The sequence below is a fragment of the Amycolatopsis sp. TRM77291 genome (assembly GCF_054166285.1).
In genome coordinates, this window is record NZ_JBSZHF010000001.1 from 2,312,402 (window position 1) to 2,332,997 (window position 20,596).

Consider the following 20,596-nt stretch of genomic DNA (forward strand, 5'->3'; position numbering starts at 1 on the left):
CATGTCGCGAAAGCCACTTTCGAGACATCAGACGTCTCGAAAGTGGCTTTCGCGACCCCGGCCCCAGACCTCTCGGGCCCTCACAGACCGGGCCCGGGATCAGGGCGGCCGGAAGCCGGTAGGTACCCGAGACCCCCTCGGCCCGAACCGTCCTCGTCACTTGCGAACGGTTCGTGCGGGCGGATGGATCGAGGGGTCCGGATTCGTCGCGCGGTACGAACGGACGCCCGCCGAAACCTCCTAGTGTCGCCATGAACGAGGCGATCCTAGGAGGCGAAGCATGCGGACACTCTTGCGTGGCGGTCGTGTCATCGATCCGGCGACGGGGTTCGACGGCACGGCCGACGTGCTGGTATCCGACGGGGTGGTCACCGCCGTCGGCGAGGGGCTGACCGCGGAGCCCGGCGACGTGGAGATCGACGTCGCCGGGCTCGTCGTCGGGCCGGGTTTCATCGACCTGCACAGCCACGTGCACACCATCGCCGGCCAGCGGCTCCAGGCGATGGACGGGGTGACGACCGCGCTCGACCTCGAGGCCGGGTTGATGCCGATCGAGCGGGCCTACGCCGAAGCGGCGGCCGCGGGACGCCCGCTGCACTACGGTTTTTCCGCGTCCTGGGGTGCCGCGCGGGCGCAGGTGCTCGCCGGAATCGAGCCGGACGCGAATATCGACAGTGGCCTCGCCGTGCTCGGGAACCCGGTGTGGCAACGGTCTTCGTCACCGACGGAGCTCGCCGCCTGGCTGTCCCTTGTGGACGGTGAACTGGCCGCGGGCGCGCTCGGCGTCGGCGTGTTGCTCGGCTACGCGCCCGACACCGACCCCGGCGAGTTCCTCGCGCTGGCCCGGCTGGCGAAGGAGGCCGGGGCACCGACGTACACGCACGTCCGTGAACTGGTCGAGGTGAACCCGGAGACACCGATCGACGGCTCGGCCGAGATCGCGATCGTCGCGGCCGAGACCGGTGCCGCGATGCACCACTGTCACGTGAACAGCACGTCCGGCCACCAGATCGAGCGGGTGCTCGCGGCGCTCGAAGCGGGACGGGCGGCCGGGTCGCGGGTGACCGTCGAGGCCTATCCGTATGGGGCGGGCAGTACAGGGATCGGCGCCGCCTTCCTTTCGCCCGAGCGGTTGAAGATGAAGGGGCTGTCCCCGTCCAGCGTGATCATGCTGGAGTCGGGGGAGCGCATCGCCGACGAAGGCCGCTTGCTCCAGGTGCGGGCCGAGGATCCCGGCGCGCCGTGCATCCTGGAGTTCCTCGACGAGAGCAGCCCGCACGACCTCGGCCTCCTGCGGCAGGCGCTCGCGTTCCCGGACGCCATCGTCGCCAGCGACGCGCTGCCCGTGTACTGGAAGAACGGCACCAGCGAGAGCACCGAATGGCCGCTTCCGCCCGGCGGCGCGACCCATCCGCGCACGGCCGGGACCTACGCCAAGACGCTGCGCCTGATGGTGCGCGAGAGCAAGGCCTGGACCTGGCTGGAGGCGTTCCGGCGCTGCTCCTACCTGCCCGCGCGGGTACTCGACGAGGTCGCCCCCGCGGCGCTGGCCAAGGGACGGCTCAACGTCGGTGCCGACGCCGACATCGTCGTGATCGACCCGCACGCGATCACCGACGCGGCCACCTACTTCGATTCGACCAGGCCTTCCGTCGGCGTCCGGCACCTGTTCGTCTCGGGTGTCCCGGTCGTCACCGACGGGAATCTGCGTACGGACGCCTTCCCCGGCAAGCCGCTGCGGGGTGAGCCGCGATGAGCGACCTGCTCGCGGACATCGAGACGCTCGTCCGCTGCGAATCGCCGTCGTCGGACCACGAAGCGGTGGCCCGCAGCGCTGAAGTGGTGGCCGGACTCGGCCGGAGACTGTTCGGCGTGGATCCGGAGAGGATCGTCGTCGACGGCGTCACCCATCTCCGCTGGAGCTTCGGCGCGGGACCGCCGCGTGTCCTGCTGCTCGGTCACCACGACACGGTGTGGCCGCACGGTTCTCTGGAGACCCATCCGTTTTCCGTGCGGGACGGAGTGTTGCGCGGACCCGGATGCTTCGACATGAAGGCGGGAGTCGTGATGGCTCTGCACGCCGCCGCGACCGTGCCCGATCGCGACGGACTGTCCATTCTGGTCACCGGCGACGAGGAGATCGGCTCGCCGTCCTCCCGCGCGCTGATCGAGGAGACCGCCGCGGGGTGCGACGCGGCCTTCGTGCTGGAGGCCTCGGCGGACGGCGGCGCGCTGAAGTGCCGCCGTAAGGGCGTTTCCCACTACCGGGTGGAGGTGACCGGCCGCGCCGCGCACGCCGGGCTCGAACCGGAGAAAGGCGTCAACGCGGGAATCGAGATCTCCCACCAGATTCTCGCGGTGGCCGCGCTCGCCGACCCCGATGCCGGGACCAGCGTGACCCCCACCGTCGTGTCGGCGGGTACGACGGTCAACACCGTTCCCGCCGCGGCGAGGGTGGCCGTGGACGTCCGTGTCTGGAACGAGGCGGAACAACTCCGTGTCGACCGGGCCATCCGGGAACTTCGCCCGGTCTTGGCGGACGCCGAGGTCCGGGTGACCGGCGGGATCAACCGGCCGCCGCTCGAAGCGGGCTCGTCGGCGGGATTGTTCGCCCTGGCTCAGGACCTGGCGGAGGAACTGGGTCTCGGAGAACTGATCTCCGCGTCGGTCGGTGGTGCTTCGGACGGCAACTACACCGCCGGGATGGGGGTCCCGACCCTGGACGGCCTTGGCGCCGTCGGTGGCGGGGCGCACGCGGATCACGAACACGTCGTCGTGGCCGAACTGCCGCGCCGGACCGCTTTGCTGGCCGCGCTCGTGGAGAACGTCCTCGCGAAGCGGGGTCCGTCCGGCGCGACGAATCCCGCGGGCGAATCTGGTAGGGCACGACGGTGACTCGGCCGACGCGCCGGGAAAGGATTGCCCCGTGACGAATCTTGCTACGAACGCGGACAGCCCGGCGCCGGCGGTGGTGCGTGACGAGGCTGTCGCCGCCGCGCGGGCCGCGGCCGTGGCTTCGGGCGTCGAAATCCGCGAACTGACCGAAATCGCCGATCTGGCCGCGGTGGTCGGCCTGTTCGAGTCGATCTGGCGGTCCGGGCCGGGCGGCAGACCGGTGAGCACGGAACTGCTCCGCGCGATGTCCACGGCCGGGAACTACGTCGCGGGCGCGTTCGCGAACGGTGAACTGCTTGGTGCCTGCTTCGGTTTCTTCGGGAGCCCTGGAAAGGCGAGCCTGCACAGCCATATCGCCGGTGTCGCCAAGGCGGGCGCGGGCCGCGGGATCGGGCACGCGCTCAAACTGCACCAGCGCGGGTGGGCACTGCTGCAGGACGTTTCGGTGATCACCTGGACGTTCGACCCGCTGGTGCGGCGCAACGCCTACTTCAACCTCGGCAAACTCGGCGCGCGACCGATCGGTTACCTACGCGACTTCTACGGTCCGATGGAGGACGACATCAACGGTTCGGGCGACACCGACCGGCTGATGGTCGGCTGGGACCTCCGGAGCCCGGAGGTCCGCGCCGCCGCCTTCGGCGAACCGGTCCTGATCGACGCGGAAGCGCTGGGCGCGGCGAAGGCGCTCACGGTCGGCCCCGACGGCGGCCCGAGCATCGGATCCACCGACGGGCCGACCGTCCTCGTCGCCGTCCCGCCCGACATCGAACGGTTACGCCGCACCGATCCCGGTCGCGGCAACGCGTGGCGCGCCGCCCTACGCGAAGTCCTCGGCGGACTGATGGCGGACAACGCCCGGGTCGCCGGTTTCGATCGTGCCGGCTGGTACGTGATCTCCAAGGAGCAGTCGTGAAACTCAGCGGTGTGGAACTGCGCCGGGTCCGGATGCCGCTCGTGGCCCCGTTCCGGACGTCGTTCGGAACGCAGGCCGAACGGGAGCTGCTGCTCGTCCGCGCGGTGACCCCGGCGGGCGAGGGCTGGGGCGAATGCGTGGCGATGGAGGCGCCGCTCTACTCGTCGGAGTACAACGACGCCGCCGAGCACGTGCTGCGCCACCACCTCATCCCGGCTCTGCTGGCCGCCGAGGACGTCACCGCGCACAAGGTGACGCCGTTGCTGGCGAAGTTCAAAGGCCACCGGATGGCGAAGGGCGCGTTGGAGATGGCGGTCCTCGACGCCGAACTCCGCGCGCACGAACGGTCCTTCGCGGCCGAACTGGGGTCCACCCGGGACTCCGTGGCCTGCGGGGTGTCGGTCGGCATCATGGACTCGATCCCGCACCTGCTCGACGTCGTCGGCGGCTACCTCGACGAGGGCTACGTCCGGATCAAGCTCAAGATCGAACCCGGCTGGGACGTCGAGCCGGTCCGCCGGGTGCGTGAGCGCTTCGGTGACGACGTGCTGCTGCAGGTCGACGCGAACACCGCGTACACCCTGGGCGACGCGCCGCTGCTGTCCCGGCTCGACCCGTTCGACCTGCTGCTGATCGAGCAGCCGCTCGAAGAGGAGGACGTGCTCGGCCACGCCGAACTGGCGAAACGCATCCGGACACCGATCTGCCTCGACGAGTCGATCGTCTCGGCCAAGGCCGCCGCGGACGCGATCAAGCTCGGCGCCTGCCAGATCGTCAACATCAAACCGGGCCGGGTCGGCGGGTACCTCGAAGCCCGCCGGGTGCACGACGTCTGCGCGGCGCACGGGGTCGCGGTGTGGTGCGGCGGGATGATCGAGACCGGGCTCGGCCGGGCGGCCAACGTCGCGCTGGCCTCGCTGCCCGGGTTCACGCTGCCGGGTGACACCTCGGCGTCCGGCCGGTTCTACCGCACCGACATCACCGAACCGTTCGTGCTCGACGCCGGGCACCTGCCGGTGCCGACCGGACCGGGACTCGGGGTGACTCCGATTCCCGATCTTCTGGACGAGGTCACCATGGAGAAAGCGTGGATCGGTTCGTAGCGGACTACGAAATCCGAGGCTAGATTTGGTCGGATCGGACCAGTCGGTTCGGCGAGGCCGGGTTTAACTTCGGGGGGTGCTGACACCGGTGCCCAGCAAGCCGCACACGAGCTTGGGACGCGTCCTCGAAGACCTCGGGGACGTGCTCCTGGAGCCGGTCGTGGTCGGCCGGACCACCCGCAAGCAGCTCGGCGGGGTGGTCATCCACGATCCGCACGACGAATCCGAAATCCCTGGCGGGGCCGTCGTGCTCGGCGTCGGGGTGCGGGACCGGGACGAGGTCGTCCGCCTCTTGCACGACGTGGGTGCGCGAGGAGCGGCGGCGCTCGTCGTCCGGTCTCCCGTCACCCCGGCGCCGGAACTCCGGCGAGCCGCGGAGTCGTCCGGCGTCGCCCTGCTCGGGCTCGCGCGCGGCGCGTCCTGGGCGCAGCTCGCCGCCATGCTGAGGACCTTGCTCGCCGAAGAGGACGTCGGCGAGGTCTCGCCGCAAACCCTCGGCGGAATGCCTTCGGGTGATCTGTTCGCGCTGGCCAACGCGATCGCCGCGCTCATCGACGCGCCGGTCACCATCGAGGATCGCAACAACCGGATTCTCGCGTTCTCCGGGCGCCAGGACGAAGCGGACCCGTCGCGGGTGGAAACCATCCTCGGCAGGCAGGTGCCGGAGCGGTTCGCCCGCGGCCTCGAACAGGACGGCGTCTTCGAAAAGCTGTACCGGGACCACGCGCCCGTGTACGTCGATCCCCAGCGGTACGACGACAACGCCATCGCGCTTCCCCGCGTCGCGCTCGCCGTCCGCGCCGGCGACGAGGTACTCGGCTCGATCTGGGCGGCGGTCCGGGAACCGCTCAGCGCGGAGCGCACGCAGGCCTTGATCGACGCCGCCAAACTCGTCGCGTTGCACCTGCTCCGGTTGCGCGCGGGCGCCGACGTCGAACGGCGGCTGCGCGCGGATCTGGTGAGCACGGCACTCGAAGGAGGCTCCGGTGCGCCGGAGGCCATCGCCCGGCTCGGATTGCTCGGCCAGCCGTCGATCGTGCTCGCGATGGGCCTGCTCGGCGCACCCGACCCCGAGGACGATCTCCGGCTGGTCGCGGACCGTCAGCGGGTCGCAGACGCGCTGGCCATGCACCTGAGCGCCGTCCAGCCTCGTTCGGCCGTCGCGCTGGTCGGCGACGTCGCTTACGGCATCCTCCCGATGCCCGGCGGTCAGACCGACTGCCAGGAGCGTTCGGTGCGGGTCGCGTCGACCTTCCTGGAGCGCACGGGCCGCCGGGCGGCCGCCGCGATCGGCATCGGACCGCTGGCGCTCGACGCGTCCGGACTCCACGCCTCCCGCGACGGCGCGGACCGGGCGTTGCGCGTGCTCCTCACCAACGGTGGCGCCAAACGCGTCGCGACCGCCGAAGACGTCCACGTCGACGCGCTCATGCTGGAGCTGGCCGACCTCGCCGCGGCCAGAGGGGACGTCGCGACCGGACCGGTCGCGCGGTTGCTCGCCTACGACGCCCAGCACCAGTCACAACTGGTGCACACCCTTCGGTGCTGGCTCGACGCCTTCGGTGACATCGGTGCCGCGTCCGCGTCGGCCTACGTCCATCCGAACACCTTCCGCTACCGGCTGCGGCGCCTCGCCGAAGTCGGCGAGATCGACCTCGACGACGCGGGGGAGCGGTTCGCCGCGATGCTGCAATTGCGGCTGCTGCCACGTGACGCGCGGACCGGGCCGCCGGGCGCCGAAGACTGACCTTGGTCTCCCGTCCCGAAAGGACGGCCGATGTTCGTGTGATCGCACGAACTCCGTCCGGCGACCGCGTTTCAGAATGAGTGATCGGCGCCACGCTCGCGCCGTTCTCCCTTCCTCTCCCGAAGATCCCGCGGAGGCGCCATGACGGCAGTGGTCAACGAGGACACCTGGACAGCACGGCGGATCAACCGGACGGCGCTCATCACGATGGTGGTGATGGTGTGCGCGTGGGCGGTCGACTACATCGACCGGTTCTCGATCGGGATGGCGCTGCCGATGATCGGCGCCGAATTCGAGCTCAGCAAGACCGAACAAGGCTGGCTCGTCACCGTGTTCGCGCTGGTGTACATGGTCTGCCAGATCCCGGCGGGTTTCCTCGCCGACCGGTACGGTTCACGCGGGCCGATGCTGGTCACGCTGCTGCTCTGGTCGGCGTTCACCGCGATGACCGGGATGGCGGGCACCTTCGGCATGCTGCTCGTCGTCCGTGGCCTTTTCGGTGTGTGCCAAGGACTCTTCCCGGCGGCGTCGTTCAAGGCGATCGCCGAACGGACCACCCCCGGCAATCGCGCGACGGTGACCGGCGTGATGCTGTCGGCGGGCGGTATCGGCGCCGGCCTGGCGCCGCTGATCGTCGGCCCGCTGCTGATGGCGGTCGGCTGGCGGCACACGTTCTTCTGGATGGCCGGGGTCGGCGCGCTCATCGGCGTGGCCGTGTGGACGATCCTGCCCAAGGCACTGCCCGAAAGGCTGAGCAGCCTCCCGCGCGACGAGGTCAAAACCCCCGAGGTGTCCCGGAAACAGGTCCTGAAGTCGCCGGTGATCTGGAAGTTCACCCTGCTGTTCTGCGTCACCAACATGCTCAACTACGGGATGATCACCTGGGTGCCCAGCTACCTGCTGGAGTCGAGGGGTCTGTCGTTGAGCCAGACCGGGATCCTGGCCGCGATCCCGATGCTGGTCAGCATCGGCACGACCATTCTCGGCGGCTGGCTGTTCGACCGGTACTTCCACGATCACGGCCGCTGGTACCTCGGCTCGATCTCGCTGGTGACCGTGGTGCTGCTGACGTTGATGGTGAACGCGGACAGCACCGCGGAGTTCACCCTCTACGAGACGCTCGCCCTCGCGGTGTTCGGTATGGCGACGATGGCCGTCTTCGGCCTGCCGCTGCGGGTTCTCCCCACCGCGGTCACCGGGATCGGCATGGGAGTGATGAACTTCGGCGGCCAGGTGGCGGGCGCTGTCGCCCCGGTCGCGATGGGGTGGCTCGCCGACACCTTCTCCTACACGGCCGCGTTCGGATTCCTCATCGGTACCACGTTCCTCACCGCCGTGATGGCGTTCTGGGTGCCGCAGAACCCAGGGCAGTTCTCCTTCGCTCCAGCGAAATCCAGCTCGTCCTCATGAGTGATCGGTAGCTCGACGCGTGTCGCGAAAGCCACTTTCGGGACACCTGACGTCCCGAAAGTGGCTTTCGCGACACGGCGCGCCCCCTGCCCACCTCGCCTCGAACAGACAGGAGTCCCATGCCCACCGAGTCCGAAGTCGTCGAAACGATCACCGAACGAGCGAAGGAGGCCGGNCCCCCCCCCCCCCCCCCCCCCCCCCCCCCCCCCCCCACGGCGCGCCCCCTGCCCACCTCGCCTCGAACAGACAGGAGTCCCATGCCCACCGAGTCCGAAGTCGTCGAAACGATCACCGAACGAGCGAAGGAGGCCGGTGTCCGCGTCCGGTTGCACGCGGCCGAAATCGACGGCACCCGGCGGATCGGCGTCGACGAGCACGCCCCCGTCGTCACGGCGTCGGTCTTCAAGGTCCCGATCGCGCTGGAACTGGCGAAGCAGGGCGCCGAGGGCGGGCTCGACCTCGGCGAGCGGGTCACCGTCCCACCCGGACACCCCACGCCGAGCCCGTACGGCCTCGCCACCTTCCGGCACGAGATCTCGATGTCCTGGTACGACCTCGCGATCCTGATGATCGGGATCAGTGACAACGTCGCCACCGACCTGATCCTCGACCGCGTCGGCAAGGAAGCGACGGAGAAGACGTTGCGCGGCCTCGGTTTCGAGTACACCACCGTGGCACAGGACTGCGGGGAGGTGCTCCGCGGTATCGGCGACGACCTCGGGATCTCCTACGAGGACGACGAAAAGGTGCTGACCGAGCTCCCGATGGAGCGCATCGCGGCGTTGCGTGCGCTCCAGCCGGAGCACACCTGTGCCACGACGGCCGAGGAGATCACCCGGTTGCTCGGGATGATCTGGCGTGACGAGGCCGCGTCGCCGTCCGCGTGCGCGGACGTCCGGCGCTGGATGGAACTCCAGGTGTGGCCGCACCGGCTCCGCTCCGGATTCCCGGACGACGGGATCCGCGTCAGCGGCAAGACCGGGACGCTTCCGTCGGTGCGCAACGAGGTCGGCGTGGTCGAATATCCCGATGGCGGCCGTTACGCGGTCGGAGTCTTCACCGACGCCGTCGACGCACGGTCCCGGGTGCCGGAGCGGGACGCGTTCATCGGGTTCGCCGCGGCGCGGGCCGTCGAATGGCTCAGGCTTTCCGGCGAGCCAGATGGCGAATGATCAGCAGCACGATGCACACGATCGCGATGCCGCCGGCGATCATGCGTAAGGTCCAGTCCATCCCGACGAACTGGCCGATCGCGTTGGTGGCCGCGCTGACGAGGAGGACGAGCCAGAGGGAGGCGGCGACCAGTGCGCCGCCGGACTTTTCGGTGTCGTTCATGAGAAAGACGCTACGGTCGGGCAGCGCGGGCGAACAGGGGAGTGGCCCCCGTCGCGAGGTGGTGCTGGCGCTACCACCGCGCCGAGCGAAGGAGACCCAGCGTGGCGATCCAGCGGATGGACAACGTGCTCATCGTCGTCGAAGACCTTGACGCGGTCATCGCGTTCTTCGTCGAACTGGGAATGGAACTGGAGGGCAAGGGGCCACTCGATTGGCCGGGGGCGGAACGGGTGGTCGGGCTCGAAGACGTCCGCCAGGACGTCGCGATGCTGCGGGTCCCGGACGGTCCCGGCCGGATCGAGCTGGCGAAGTTCCATCGGCCCAAGGCCATCACGCCCGAACCGAAGGACGCTCCGGCGAACACGCTGGGGATCCGCCGTATCATGTTCGCGGTGGACGACATCGAGGACGTCGTCCACCGCCTGCGTGGCCACGGCGCGGAACTCGTGGGCGCGGTGGAACGGTACGAGGACATCTATCGGCTCTGCTACGTCCGGGGTCCCGAGGGCATCGTCGTCGGGCTGGCGGAAGAACTCCGACGACCTCAGCCCTTGCCGCCCAGGTAGGCCAGCACCGCCAGGACCCGCCGGTGCCCGCTGTCCTCCGGCAGCCCGAGTTTCGCGAAGATGTTCCGGATGTGCTTGTGCACCGCGCCGTCGCTCACCACGAGCAGTTCGGCGATGGTCGTGTTGTTGTAGCCCTCCGCCATCAGCCCGAGCACTTCGCGCTCCCGCGCGGTCAGTCCTTCGAGCGGGTCGGTCGCCCGGCGGTGCGCCATCAGCTGGGTGATGACCTCGGGGTCCATGGCCGTCCCGCCCTTGACGACGCGGTCCAGCGCGTCGAGGAACTTCTCCACCTTCCCGACCCGCTCCTTGAGCAGATACCCGACGGCGCCCTTGCCGTCGGCGAGGAGTTCCGCCGCGTAGCCGGTTTCGACGTGCGCGGACAGCACGAGCACGGGCAGCCCGGGGTACATCTTCCGTGCTTTGACCGCGGCCCGGAGGCCTTCGTCGGTGTGGGTCGGCGGCAGCCGGACGTCGGTGATCACCGCGTCGGGCCGATCCTTGGCGACCAGTTCGAGGAACTCTTCCACGTCGTCCACCGCCGCGGCGACGTCGATGCCCGAGGTGTTCAGCAGCATCACCAGGCCTTCGCGCAGCAGCGCGTCGTCCTCGACGATCACGACCCGCATGGCAACTCCACTTTCAGTACGGTCGGCCCACCGGCGGGGCTGGACAGTTTCAAGGTCCCGTCGAACGCCTCGGCCCGTTTGCGGATCCCGGACAGACCACTGCCCGCGGCTTCGTCCGCGCCGCCGTGGCCGTCGTCGCGGATCTCGATGAGCAGGGTGTCGGCGGTGCCGTCGAGGGTGATCCAGGCGTGTTCGGCGCCGGAATGCTTGGTGATGTTGGCCAGCATCTCGGCGACCACGAAGTAGGCGGCCGCTTCGACGGCGGCGGGACGGCGGCTGCGGCCGCGCACGTCCACGCTGCACGGCACCGGGCAGCGATCGGCCAGCGCGGTGACGGCGCCGTCGAGACCGCGGTCGGACAGCAACGGCGGGTGGATGCTGCGCACGACGGTCCGGAGTTCGGCCAGCGCTCCGGTCGCGGTGTCCTGCGCCTTGCCGAGCAGCTCCCGGGCCCGCTGAGGGTCCTTGTCGAACAGCGAATCGGCGATCCCCAGCTGCAGGACCACCGCGGCGATCCTCGCCTGCGTCCCGTCGTGCAGGTCTCGTTCGAGGCGGCGGAGTTCGGCGCCGTGCGCCTCCAGCGCGGCGGCACGCGACGCGGCCAGTTCGACGACGCGGTCGGTCAGCACCACGCCGGGAGCGGGTGCGAGCAGCCTGCGCGCGACGAAGGCCTGCCATCGAGCCACGCGGGGGTACAGGAAGATCAGCGCGACCATGCCGACACCGGTGATCGCGCTGAGCGCCGCCATGGGCCACGACGTGACCATGAACCCGAGCGAGCTTTCCACCCCGCCGGGCACCATCGGCCAGATGAACGCCGTGACGATCTGCCGGAGCCCGCCGAGCGGCAGGGCGATGGCGAAGATGCCGACGACGAAACCGGTGGCGCCGTGGAAGAGGAGCCAGCCCAGGTCGCGGCGAGACGCCGGATCGGTCACCGGGTTGCCGGACCGGTACGGCTCGGGGATCGGCTCATCCAGCAGGCGGGCGGCCCGGCGGCGTTCGAAGTTGACCGGACGGCGGATCAGCTGGAGCGCGATCGGCAACGCCGGGATCCCGACGCCGAACGGGCACATCAGCAGCACGAACAGCATGCCGACGAGGACGAACCAGGCGATCATGGAGGAGGCCGCGCCGACCGCCAGGTACCGGATCGCGGACCAACAGGACTTGAGCCGCGTGATCACCGGGACAGTCTTTCATCCGGCCTCGGAGCGGAGCGCGCGAAGGCCCGCTTTGCGATACTCGGACCATGATCCTCATCGTCCTCAAAGCACGGATCCGTCCCGAGAAGCGTGCCGAATGGCTGGCGGGTATCGAGCGCTACACGCAGCAGGTGCGCAGCGAACCCGGGAACATCTCGTTCGACTACTACCAGAACGCCGGTGACGAGAACGAGTTCGTCCTGGTCGAGGTCTTCGCCGACAGCGCCGCGGGCGACGCGCACGTCGCCACGCGGCACGCCCAGGAGTTCTTCCCGTTCATGGCGACCGTCGTCGCGGAGAAACCGCGGATCAACTACCAGAACCTCGACGGCGACGCGTGGTCGGAGATGGCCGAGGTCACGCCGGTCGACTAGCGGTGCCCGTGGCGGTGCGGTCGATGATCGCGGCGAGTGCCGTGGCCGCTTCCTCGGGGACCCAGTGGCTGACGCCGGTCAGGATTTCGAGCCGGTAGGCGGCGTCGACGTACTGGCCGGCGAGTTCGGCACTTCGCCGGGAAAGCGCGGTGTCGCCATCGCTCCAGACGTGCGTGGTCGGCACGGTGACCCGGGTGCGAAGGGCGCCCGGGTGCTGGAAGGGCATCGCGCGGTACCAGTTCAGCCCGCCGGTGAGGGCTCCGCCGTGGACGATGTCCCGGCGGACCTGCTCGACCTGGGCGGGCGTCATCCCGGTGCCGGTCAGCGTGCGGTCCAGTACGCGTGGCCGGCGCCGGAGGACGAATTCCGGCAGCCAGGGGAACTGGAACAGGAACATGTAGTACGACCGGACGAGCTGGTCGCTGGTGAGCATCGCGCGGAGGAACGCTCCGGGATGCGGGACCGAAACGGTGGTCAGCGAACTGACCAGGTCCGGTCGTCGTGCCGCCGTCGACCAGGCGGCGACGGCCCCCCAGTCGTGTCCGACGAGGTGGACCGGCCCGGCGCCGAGGGTCTCGATGAGGGCGACGGTGTCGGCCACGAGACGGCCGGACCGGTAGGCGTAGCGGCCTCGTGGGCGCGCGCGAGGTGAGTAGCCGCGCTGGTCGGGCACGATCGTGCGGTATCCCCGCTGGTGGAGCAGGGTGGCGGTCTCTGTCCAGGAGGCACCGGTCTGCGGGAAACCGTGCAGCAGGACGACGAGGGTGCCGTCGATTGGGCCGGTGTCCCGCACGTCGAAGATGAGTCCGTCGTGGTCGAAGGTGGCGATGCGGCGGGGTGCGGTCATGGGCGGTTCCCCTTCTTTCGTGGACTGCTCCTATATGTTACCTTGAGTAACAGTGAATCGCGGTAACAGGTAGCCGCGCACTCTGTCGACGTCGTCAGGGAGGTCCGTATGACCAGCACCGATGTGCCACGCACCGCGGCAACGGCCGGGGCAGGCCGCCACGAGACCGCGCAGCGGCTCCTCGATTCGTCCGCGATGCTGTCCTACGACCCCGCCACCGAGGTGGACTGGGAGACGCCGCTGGACAAGAACTTCCACGGCGCCAGCCCGGAGTGGAGCACGCTCTACGGCACGAGTTACTGGGCCGAGATGAGCACGGAGCAGCAGAAGGAGCTCACGCGCCAGGAAGCCGCTTCGGTCGCGAGCACCGGCATCTGGTTCGAGATGATCCTGCAGCAGATGGTGCTCCGGGATTTCTACGCCAAGGACCCGACCGACCCGGCGTTCCAGTGGGCGCTCACCGAGATCGCCGACGAATGCCGTCACTCGATCATGTTCGCCCGCGGCGCCGAGAAGCTCGGCGCGCCCCCGTACCGCCCGCGCAGGCTCGCCGTCGAACTCGGCCGGATCTTCAAGGCGACGGCCACCGGCGAAGCGGCGTACGCGGCCATCCTCGTGGCCGAAGAGGTCCTCGACGTGATGCAGCGCGACTGGATGCGTGACGAGCGCGTGGTCCCGTTCGTGCGCACCATCAACAACATCCACGTGGTCGAAGAGTCGCGGCACATGAAGTTCGCCCGTGAAGAGACGCGGGAACAGCTGGAGGGCGCGGGTTTCGTGCGCCGCCGGATCAACGCGCTGGTCATCGCGATCGCGTCGTACTTCATCGTCAGCAGCATGATCAACCGCGACGTCTACAAGAACGCTGGGCTCGACACGAAGCGCGCCCTGCGTGAGGCGAAGGCCAACGAGCACCACAAGGCGATGATGCGGTCGAGCTGTGCGGGCCTGATGGAGTTCCTCGGCTCGTGCGGTCTGCTCACCCGCCCCGCACTGGTGTTCTACAAGCGGGCGAACCTGATCTGACATGGCCTTCGCGATCACCCAGACCTGCTGCAACGACGCCACCTGCGTGTCGGTCTGCCCGGTCAACTGCATTCACCCGACGCCGGACGAGCCCGACTTCGGCACCACCGAGATGCTCTACGTCGATCCGGCCTCGTGCATCGACTGCGGAGCCTGCGCGGACGCCTGCCCGGTGGACGCGATCTTCCCGGCGGATCTGCTGACCGGGCCGCTGGAGGTCTACGCGGGGATCAACGCGGCCTTCTACGCCGGCCGTGAGACCGCCCCCTCGGCGGATCCCGCGCCGAACTTCCACCGGTGGGCGCCGCCGACGTTCGACCGGGCCATCCCGAGCGATTTCGCGCCGCCCGACATCGCCGTCGTCGGCACCGGCCCGGCCGGCATGTACGCGGTGGAGGACCTGCTCCTCCACACGAACGCGCGGGTCACCCTGATCGACCGGTTGCCGGTCGCGGGCGGGCTCGTCCGCTACGGCGTCGCCCCGGACCACCCCGCCACGAAGCGGATCGGCGAGACGTTCTCGCGTCTTCACGAGCATCCGCGGCTGCGGATGCGCCTGGGCACCGAGGTCGGCCGTGACGTGTCCGTGGACGAACTGGCCGAGCGCCACGACGCGGTCGTCTACGCGGTCGGTGCCTCATCCGCGCGAGGTCTCGGCATCGAGGGCGAGGAACTGCCCGGCAGCATCGCCGCGACCACCGTCGTCGCCTGGTACAACGGGCATCCGGACGTGCCCGCGAACGCGGTGGACCTGTCCGCGGAACGGGTCGTTCTGGTCGGTACGGGGAACGTCGCGCTCGACGTCGCCCGGATCCTCACCGCCGACCCCGACGACCTCGCCGGGACCACGATCGCCCCGCACGCGCTGGAATGCTTGCGTACCAGCAAGATCCGGGAAGTCGTGCTGCTCGCCCGGCGTGGGCCGGAGGACGCGGCGTACACCTCGCCGGAGCTGCTCGCGCTGGCGGGGCGCGCCGGTGTGCCGCTCGTCGTCGACGACGCGGACCCGCGCACCGCGGCCGCGATCGACGCGGGCACCGGCAAAGCGGCTCTGCTGCGCGAACTCGGCCGCGAGACCGTGGACTGGACCGTTCCGCCGGGCTCAGACGCACGCCGGATCGTCCTGCGCTTCCACTCCGCGCCCACCGGGATCATCGGCGACACCCAGGTGCGGGGCCTTCGCGTCACGGGCCGGGACGAGCCGGTCGAGATCGCGGCGGGTCAGGTCGTCCGCGCGGTCGGCTATCGGGGTGTTCCGGTGCCGGGTCTCCCGTTCGACGACGACCGCGGCACGATCCCGAACACCGCGGGCCGCGTCGACGGGCTCAGCGGCGCCTACGTGGTCGGCTGGATCAAACGTGGTCCCTCGGGCGGTATCGGCGCGAACCGCACTTGTGCGCGGGAGACCGTGGCGACGCTGCTGGAGGACATCACGTCCGGCAGGCTGCCGGTGCGGGCACGGCGGTCGCCGATGGCCGCGCTGGCCGCACGGTTCCGGCGGCGCTGACGCCCTGGCGGCTTCGGGAGCACGTCGCGAAAGCCACTTTCGGGACATCAGACGTCCCGAAAGTGGCTTTCGCGACANCGTTCCTGAACCGCAAGTCGAAGAGGACGTGACGCGGTCCGGTCAACGGCGCCTTCACGTACGGCAAAGATGTCGCGAAAGCCACTTTCGGGACATCAGACGTCCCGAAAGTGGCTTTCGCGACGCGAGCACCAGGACTGAGCTACGAGGCGGCCACCCGGCGGTTCAGCATCACCGGCAGGGCGCGATGCCCGTTGGAGATGAACGAGTCGAGGTGCCGCAACGCGTCCGGGGAGGTCGCGAGGCTCAGGTCCGGGAATCGTGCGAACAAGGCCGGAAGGGCGATCGCCGCTTCCAGCCGCGCCAGCGGAGCGCCGATGCAGTAATGCGCGCCGTAGCCGAACGCGACGTGCGCCTTGTCGTTGCGGGTGACGTCGAAGGCGCCGGCGTCGTGCCCGTGCACCGCCGGGTCGCGTCCCGCGGCGGCGTAGCCGGCCAGAATCGCGTCGCCCTGCCGGATGACGACATCGGCGACGGCGATGTCGTCGACGGCGTAACGCAAGGGCAGGTTGGCCACGGGTGCTTGCCAGCGCAGCGTTTCCTCGATCGCGTCGCTCCACGTGGCCCGGCCGTCGCGGATCATGGCGAGCTGGGCGGGATGGGTCAGCAGAGCGGTGATGGCCTGGTCGAGCAGGTTCACGGTGGTCTCGTGGCCCGCCGAGATGAACAGGATCAAGGTATCGATGAGTTCGGTTTCGTCCAGCCGCGCGCCGTCGTCCCGCGCGGCGATGAGCGCGGTGGTGAGGTCCTCGCCGGGATTCGCCCGCTTCTCGGCGACGAGTTCGGTGAAGATCGAGTGGATGTCCTGATACGCCGCCAGCATCGCCTCCTGGCTCGCCGAGGTCCGGAAGAAGACGTCGACGGAGTGGCGCAGTCTGCCGCGCGCCGAGTCCGGTACGCCGAACAGGTGGCAGATCACTTCGATCGGCACGGGATAGGCGAAATTCTCCCGCAGGTCAACGGGTTCGCCGGCGGGCAGGGCTTCGAGCCCGGTCAGCAACCCGTCGACGATCCGGGTGATCCAGGGCTCCAGCGTGGCGATCCGGCGCGCCGTGAAGGCCTGTGTCACGAGCGAGCGCAGCCTTTTGTGGTCGGCGCCGTAAGCGGTGAACATGTTCCGCACCGAGACCCACACCAGCAACGGCCAGTCCGCGCTGACCTCCGCCAGCGCCGGCCAGTGCTGACGCGCGTCTTTGGACACGCGCGAGTCGCTGAGCAGGTCTCGCAGGAGTTCGTAACCCGTCACCGACCACGCCACCACACCGCCCGGCAGCTCCACCCGGGTGATCGGGCCGAGCTCGCGTAATCGCTCGTTCTCGGCGTGGATGTCGTGGCCGTTCGGGTCCAGCACCAGGGGACGCGTCACCGGGGATCACCCTTTCTCGGCGGAGCGGACCGAATCCACCCTGCCAGCGGACCCCTTCGCCCGGCTATTCGCCATTCGGTGACGAGTTGCGCTCAGTACAGCTCGATGACAAGCCTGTCGGTGAGGGCGCGCGAGACGCAAAGCGCCATCTGGCTCTCACGATCGGCGGCGGTCAGGCAGTTGTCCCGATGGTCCGGGGTGCCCTCCAGCACGCCGGACACGCACGAGCCGCAAATGCCCTCCTCGCAGGACTTGAAGACCTCGATGCCGTTGTCCTCGAGGACCGACAGGATGGATTTCCCTGCCGGTACCTCGAATTCCTCACCGGTGTCGAGTTCGACGGTGAGCGGGCGGTCGGCCGACGTGTCCACCTCCGCGGCTTCGAAACGCTCGACATGCACGTGGTCCGCGCCTACGACCGGCCCGAGCACGTCACCGACCTGCCGCATGAAACCGTCCGGCCCACAGGTGTAGACGTGGGCCGACGGCGTCAGGTCTTCGGCGATCGTCCGCAGGACGGCGGGATGTTCGCCGCGGGGGACGCCGAAATGCGGCCGGATCCGGTCGGCGAACTCCACGCGTTCTTCCAGCAGTTCCACGAACGCCGCGGTTTCCCGCGAGCGCGCGAAATAGTGGAGCTCGAACTCGCTGCCCCAGGTGTAGAGCTCGTAGGCCATCGACAGCAGCGGGGTGATACCGATACCGCCGGCGACGAGGACATGCCGGTCCGCGTCTTCGGCGACGGTCAGCAGATTGCGCGGCTCGCTGATCTTCAGGTGATCACCGACCGAAACCTGATGCATCGCCGCGGATCCGCCCCGCGAATCCGGTTCCCGTTTGACCGCGATCAGGATCGAACGCGGATCGTCGGGGGCGCCGCACAACGAATACTGCCGCAACACCCCCGTCGGGCCGACCACGTCGACGTGCGCCCCCGCCCGGTACCGGACGCGCAGCGGCTCGTCGTCCTGCCGGACCAGCCGCAGGGTACGGATTTCCGGCGTCTCTTCGGTGATTTCTACGACGCGGAAGAGGACGTTCGTCATCCAGGTGCCTCCAGGTCAGCGCATGAACAGGCCGCCGTTGGCGTCCCAGCAGGCGCCGGTGACGGAGGCGGCTTCGGGGGAGGCGAGCAACGCCACCATTTCGGCGATGAACGTCATACTGCCCAGCCGCCCCACCGGGATCCCGGCTGTCAGCCGGTCGAGGTTCTCCTCGCCGACGAGCCGGTGGACCATGGGGCTGTCCTGCGGGCCGGGGGAGACCGCGTTCACGGTGACGCCCCTGGCGGCGAGCTCGCGGGCGAACACCTTGGTCGCCGTCAGGACCGCGCCTTTGGACGACGCGTAGTGCCCGCCGGTCGTGGTGCCGCCGTTCTGCCCCGCGAGGGAGGCCATGTTGACGATCCGGCCGTACCCGGCCTCGGCCATATGCGCGCCGAACAGCTGGCAGGCGTGGAAGGTGCCGTTGAAGTTCACCGCCATCACCTCGTCGAGCTCCTGCGGCGTGATCTCCAGCAACGGCCGCGCCTGGGTGCGCGCGGCGTTGTTGACCAGCACCTGGACACCCCCGAAGTCACCGAGCACCGACGCGAGCAGCTGGTCGATGTCGGGACGGCTGGCGACGTCGACGCGGTAGCTCTGGGCGTGTGCCCCGCTCCGGGCGAGTTCGGTCGCGAGGCGTTTCGCGGCCGCTTCGTCGAGATCGGCGATCGCCACCCGATGGCCACCGCTGTGCAGGCGCCGGGCGATCCGCTCGCCCAGCCCGGTCGCCCCGCCGGTGACCACGGCGACCGGCGCGGTGCCGCTCACAGCAGGAATCCTGCGGCGGGAACGGCTTCGTCGGCGTTGACGAGCCGGACGACCTTGCGGGCGAAGCGGTCCTCGTCGCCGTTGGCGCCGAGGCGGACGACGTAATCGACGTCCGCGGCCCACAAGTCGTGGCGGCCGCGCTTGTACGCCACGATGATCTGGGCGGCCCTGAGCGTGACCGACCGGTCGCCGACGTCGGCGGGGATGAAACGCGAGACGGTCCGCGCGGTGATCGCCGAGTCGACCGCGGCGAGCGCGTAGCCCTCGGTCATCCGCCGCACCCGCAGCCCGCGCATCCGGGCGTCGTCGTGGACCATGTTGAGGACGTCGTCGAAGTCCTCGGCGTCACGGTCGATCGGGATGATGTACATCCCGTCGTCGGCGTAAAGCCGTTGCCAGGCCTCGTAGTCCTTGGCATCCAGCAACGCGGCCTCGCGCCAGGCCAGCTCGATCGCGCGGACCACCCGCGGATCGGTGAGGGTCTCAGTCATCGCTCATCATCCGCTTCCATTGGGCGTACGCCGCCCGCATTCCGGTCTCGTCGGTGACGTGGCTGGTCGGCCAGCCCTCGGCGGAGGGCTTTTCGCGGCCGAGACCGCGGTTGACCATGATCGGCATCTCGGGCGCGCCCTGTGCGCCGCGCTGGACCCGGTCCCAGCCTTCGGAGTCGTCCGGCGTGCCGAAACCGAACGGGCCCTGGAAATGCTCGTGGGCGCGCAACCGCTCCCGGTTGACCGGGCCGACGATCTCGGGCGGGCCGTCACTGCCGAGCGCGACGTGCTCGATGACGGTCTCGTCGACACTGATCGGCCGCAGTACCCGGAAGAACGAGATCGACATCGACACGTTGGGGAACAGGTTGAGGTTGAACCCGGTGCCGTGCACGGCATGGACGAGCCTCCGGACTTCGGCTTCGTCCGCTCCGGCGGCTTCCAGCTGGGCGACCAGTCCGTCGAACCGCGGCTGGAGCGGCTCGCTGCCGTCGTCCGCCTCCAGATCGGAGTGCTCGGGGACCATCTGCATCACCGAGTGGCCGTTCCCCAGATCGTGGGTGACCGCCGTCGGATCGGTCATGAACGACATCATCTCGGCGGTTTCCGCGTCGACCGACGCCATCCAGGAGCGGTGCACGATGGGGAAGTGGTACCCGTCGGTGGTGTTCTCCAGCTGGATCTTCCAGTTGCCGCGGTAGGTGAACCGGTGTGTGCCGAGCACCTTCACCGGGTAGCCGCCGCCCTGCGCCATGAAGCGGTCGATCCACAGTTTGACGTCGCCGAGGAAATCGGCCAGCGGTTCGGCGTCGGCGTTCAAGGTCGCGAAGATCATCCCGCCGTAGGACTCGGTGCGCAGGGTCTTCAGGCCGAGATCGGCCTTGTCCATGACGCCCTCGTACCCGTCGGGGTACGGGATGCCGCGCAGTTTGCCGTCCAGGCCGTAGGACCAGGCGTGGTACGGGCAGGTGAACCCGTTGGCGTGGCCCGTCTTCTTCTCGCAGAGCGACGCGCCCCGGTGACGGCAGCGGTTCACGAGCGTGCGGATCTCGCCCTTGCGGTCCTTGGTCACGATGACCGGATGACGTCCGACGTGGGTCGATTTGAAGCTGCCCGCCTTGGGCAGTTCCGATTCATGCGCGACCCAGATCCAGGACCGCTCGAAGATCTTCGTCATCTCCTGGTCGAAGATGGCCGGGTCGGTGTACACCCGGCCGGCGACGCGGTCGCCGAGGACGAGATCGGCGGGCGGCAGGTCGTGCACGGTGGCGGCGGTGAATTCTGTCGTCATCG

20 protein-coding genes are annotated in these 20,596 nt (G+C 69.4%); 11 read left to right on the forward strand and 9 right to left on the reverse strand.

Going from position 1 to position 20,596, the window contains the following annotated elements:
* The first annotated feature begins 280 nt into the window (after nucleotides 1–280).
* The 7 genes from ACXIZN_RS10875 (at nucleotide 281) to ACXIZN_RS10905 (ending at nucleotide 9,243) form a co-directional block, all read left to right on the forward strand.
* Nucleotides 281–1,756 (forward strand): amidohydrolase family protein, encoded by a 1,476-nt coding sequence (locus ACXIZN_RS10875; protein ID WP_457954059.1) that lies wholly within the window; start codon nucleotides 281–283, stop codon nucleotides 1,754–1,756.
* Complete coding sequence (locus ACXIZN_RS10880) at nucleotides 1,753–2,895, forward strand: M20 family metallopeptidase (RefSeq protein ID WP_457954060.1); 1,143 nt, start codon at nucleotides 1,753–1,755, stop codon at nucleotides 2,893–2,895. Before ACXIZN_RS10875 ends, ACXIZN_RS10880 begins: the two co-directional genes overlap by 4 nt.
* 31 nt (nucleotides 2,896–2,926) lie before the next feature.
* Complete coding sequence (locus ACXIZN_RS10885; RefSeq protein ID WP_457954061.1) at nucleotides 2,927–3,811, forward strand: GNAT family N-acetyltransferase; 885 nt, start codon at nucleotides 2,927–2,929, stop codon at nucleotides 3,809–3,811.
* Nucleotides 3,808–4,914, forward strand: coding sequence for an o-succinylbenzoate synthase (gene menC / locus ACXIZN_RS10890; protein WP_457954063.1), 1,107 nt, complete (start codon nucleotides 3,808–3,810; stop codon nucleotides 4,912–4,914). Before ACXIZN_RS10885 ends, menC begins: the two co-directional genes overlap by 4 nt.
* 76 nt (nucleotides 4,915–4,990) lie before the next feature.
* Nucleotides 4,991–6,661, forward strand: coding sequence for a PucR family transcriptional regulator (locus ACXIZN_RS10895; RefSeq protein ID WP_457954064.1), 1,671 nt, complete (start codon nucleotides 4,991–4,993; stop codon nucleotides 6,659–6,661).
* Between the two features lie 141 nt (nucleotides 6,662–6,802).
* Nucleotides 6,803–8,071, forward strand: a complete 1,269-nt coding sequence (locus tag ACXIZN_RS10900; protein ID WP_457954066.1) for an MFS transporter — start codon at nucleotides 6,803–6,805, stop codon at nucleotides 8,069–8,071.
* Between the two features lie 257 nt (nucleotides 8,072–8,328).
* A complete protein-coding gene (locus ACXIZN_RS10905) occupies nucleotides 8,329–9,243 on the forward strand; it encodes a serine hydrolase (RefSeq protein ID WP_457954068.1) in 915 nt (304 codons plus the stop codon).
* Here ACXIZN_RS10905 and ACXIZN_RS10910 read toward each other — a convergent pair.
* Nucleotides 9,212–9,406 (reverse strand): hypothetical protein, encoded by a 195-nt coding sequence (locus tag ACXIZN_RS10910; RefSeq protein WP_457954070.1) that lies wholly within the window; start codon nucleotides 9,404–9,406, stop codon nucleotides 9,212–9,214. The two genes, ACXIZN_RS10905 and ACXIZN_RS10910, sit on opposite strands and share 32 nt — an antisense overlap.
* A gap of 101 nt (nucleotides 9,407–9,507) precedes the next feature.
* Between ACXIZN_RS10910 and ACXIZN_RS10915 the strand changes: the two genes are divergently transcribed.
* Nucleotides 9,508–9,972, forward strand: coding sequence for a VOC family protein (locus ACXIZN_RS10915; protein WP_457954072.1), 465 nt, complete (start codon nucleotides 9,508–9,510; stop codon nucleotides 9,970–9,972).
* On the opposite strand, the gene ACXIZN_RS10920 is transcribed toward ACXIZN_RS10915, so the two are convergent.
* Both ACXIZN_RS10920 and ACXIZN_RS10925 read right to left on the reverse strand, forming a co-directional pair.
* Nucleotides 9,951–10,598 carry a response regulator transcription factor gene (locus tag ACXIZN_RS10920; RefSeq protein WP_016334561.1) on the reverse strand — a complete coding sequence of 216 codons (648 nt, stop codon included), beginning with the start codon at nucleotides 10,596–10,598 and terminating at the stop codon, nucleotides 9,951–9,953. The genes ACXIZN_RS10915 and ACXIZN_RS10920 overlap by 22 nt on opposite strands.
* Nucleotides 10,586–11,785: a sensor histidine kinase gene (locus tag ACXIZN_RS10925; RefSeq protein ID WP_457954074.1), complete on the reverse strand. Its 1,200-nt coding sequence runs from the start codon at nucleotides 11,783–11,785 to the stop codon at nucleotides 10,586–10,588. Before ACXIZN_RS10925 ends, ACXIZN_RS10920 begins: the two co-directional genes overlap by 13 nt.
* A 65-nt stretch (nucleotides 11,786–11,850) precedes the next feature.
* On the opposite strand from ACXIZN_RS10925, the gene ACXIZN_RS10930 reads away from it, so the two are divergent.
* Nucleotides 11,851–12,177, forward strand: coding sequence for a putative quinol monooxygenase (locus ACXIZN_RS10930; RefSeq protein ID WP_457954075.1), 327 nt, complete (start codon nucleotides 11,851–11,853; stop codon nucleotides 12,175–12,177).
* On the opposite strand, the gene ACXIZN_RS10935 is transcribed toward ACXIZN_RS10930, so the two are convergent.
* Complete coding sequence (locus tag ACXIZN_RS10935) at nucleotides 12,161–13,024, reverse strand: alpha/beta fold hydrolase (RefSeq protein WP_457954077.1); 864 nt, start codon at nucleotides 13,022–13,024, stop codon at nucleotides 12,161–12,163. The genes ACXIZN_RS10930 and ACXIZN_RS10935 overlap by 17 nt on opposite strands.
* 108 nt (nucleotides 13,025–13,132) lie before the next feature.
* Between ACXIZN_RS10935 and ACXIZN_RS10940 the strand changes: the two genes are divergently transcribed.
* The gene (locus ACXIZN_RS10940; protein WP_457954078.1) at nucleotides 13,133–14,050 is read left to right on the forward strand and encodes an AurF N-oxygenase family protein; all 918 of its coding nucleotides are present in this window, start codon (nucleotides 13,133–13,135) and stop codon (nucleotides 14,048–14,050) included.
* A 1-nt stretch (nucleotide 14,051) separates the two neighbouring features.
* Complete coding sequence (locus ACXIZN_RS10945) at nucleotides 14,052–15,557, forward strand: FAD-dependent oxidoreductase (RefSeq protein ID WP_457954079.1); 1,506 nt, start codon at nucleotides 14,052–14,054, stop codon at nucleotides 15,555–15,557.
* A gap of 220 nt (nucleotides 15,558–15,777) precedes the next feature.
* On the opposite strand, the gene ACXIZN_RS10950 is transcribed toward ACXIZN_RS10945, so the two are convergent.
* The 5 genes from ACXIZN_RS10950 to ACXIZN_RS10970 all read right to left on the reverse strand — a co-directional run bounded on the left by ACXIZN_RS10950 (nucleotide 15,778) and on the right by ACXIZN_RS10970 (nucleotide 20,594).
* Nucleotides 15,778–17,001: a cytochrome P450 family protein gene (locus tag ACXIZN_RS10950; protein ID WP_457954080.1), complete on the reverse strand. Its 1,224-nt coding sequence runs from the start codon at nucleotides 16,999–17,001 to the stop codon at nucleotides 15,778–15,780.
* Between the two features lie 92 nt (nucleotides 17,002–17,093).
* Entirely contained in the window at nucleotides 17,094–18,047 is a 954-nt protein-coding gene (locus ACXIZN_RS10955; protein ID WP_457954082.1) for a PDR/VanB family oxidoreductase, read from the reverse strand.
* Between the two features lie 15 nt (nucleotides 18,048–18,062).
* The gene (locus tag ACXIZN_RS10960) at nucleotides 18,063–18,812 is read right to left on the reverse strand and encodes an SDR family NAD(P)-dependent oxidoreductase (protein WP_457954084.1); all 750 of its coding nucleotides are present in this window, start codon (nucleotides 18,810–18,812) and stop codon (nucleotides 18,063–18,065) included.
* Complete coding sequence (locus ACXIZN_RS10965) at nucleotides 18,809–19,303, reverse strand: aromatic-ring-hydroxylating dioxygenase subunit beta (RefSeq protein ID WP_457954085.1); 495 nt, start codon at nucleotides 19,301–19,303, stop codon at nucleotides 18,809–18,811. Before ACXIZN_RS10965 ends, ACXIZN_RS10960 begins: the two co-directional genes overlap by 4 nt.
* Nucleotides 19,296–20,594: an aromatic ring-hydroxylating oxygenase subunit alpha gene (locus ACXIZN_RS10970; RefSeq protein WP_457954086.1), complete on the reverse strand. Its 1,299-nt coding sequence runs from the start codon at nucleotides 20,592–20,594 to the stop codon at nucleotides 19,296–19,298. Before ACXIZN_RS10970 ends, ACXIZN_RS10965 begins: the two co-directional genes overlap by 8 nt.
* Nucleotides 20,595–20,596 lie beyond the last annotated feature (2 nt).

Excerpts from the sequence above, each read along its gene's own strand:
- ACXIZN_RS10875 (WP_457954059.1), top strand. The coding sequence starts at position 281 with ATGCGGACACTCTTGCGTGGCGGTCGTGTCATCGATCCGGCGACGGGG.
- ACXIZN_RS10880 (WP_457954060.1), top strand. The coding sequence starts at position 1,753 with ATGAGCGACCTGCTCGCGGACATCGAGACGCTCGTCCGCTGCGAATCG.
- ACXIZN_RS10900 (WP_457954066.1), top strand. The coding sequence starts at position 6,803 with ATGACGGCAGTGGTCAACGAGGACACCTGGACAGCACGGCGGATCAAC.
- ACXIZN_RS10905 (WP_457954068.1), top strand. The coding sequence starts at position 8,329 with ATGCCCACCGAGTCCGAAGTCGTCGAAACGATCACCGAACGAGCGAAG.
- ACXIZN_RS10910 (WP_457954070.1), bottom strand. The coding sequence starts at position 9,406 with ATGAACGACACCGAAAAGTCCGGCGGCGCACTGGTCGCCGCCTCCCTC.
- ACXIZN_RS10920 (WP_016334561.1), bottom strand. The coding sequence starts at position 10,598 with ATGCGGGTCGTGATCGTCGAGGACGACGCGCTGCTGCGCGAAGGCCTG.
- ACXIZN_RS10930 (WP_457954075.1), top strand. The coding sequence starts at position 11,851 with ATGATCCTCATCGTCCTCAAAGCACGGATCCGTCCCGAGAAGCGTGCC.
- ACXIZN_RS10935 (WP_457954077.1), bottom strand. The coding sequence starts at position 13,024 with ATGACCGCACCCCGCCGCATCGCCACCTTCGACCACGACGGACTCATC.
- ACXIZN_RS10940 (WP_457954078.1), top strand. The coding sequence starts at position 13,133 with ATGACCAGCACCGATGTGCCACGCACCGCGGCAACGGCCGGGGCAGGC.
- ACXIZN_RS10945 (WP_457954079.1), top strand. The coding sequence starts at position 14,052 with ATGGCCTTCGCGATCACCCAGACCTGCTGCAACGACGCCACCTGCGTG.
- ACXIZN_RS10955 (WP_457954082.1), bottom strand. The coding sequence starts at position 18,047 with ATGACGAACGTCCTCTTCCGCGTCGTAGAAATCACCGAAGAGACGCCG.
- ACXIZN_RS10965 (WP_457954085.1), bottom strand. The coding sequence starts at position 19,303 with ATGACTGAGACCCTCACCGATCCGCGGGTGGTCCGCGCGATCGAGCTG.
- ACXIZN_RS10970 (WP_457954086.1), bottom strand. The coding sequence starts at position 20,594 with ATGACGACAGAATTCACCGCCGCCACCGTGCACGACCTGCCGCCCGCC.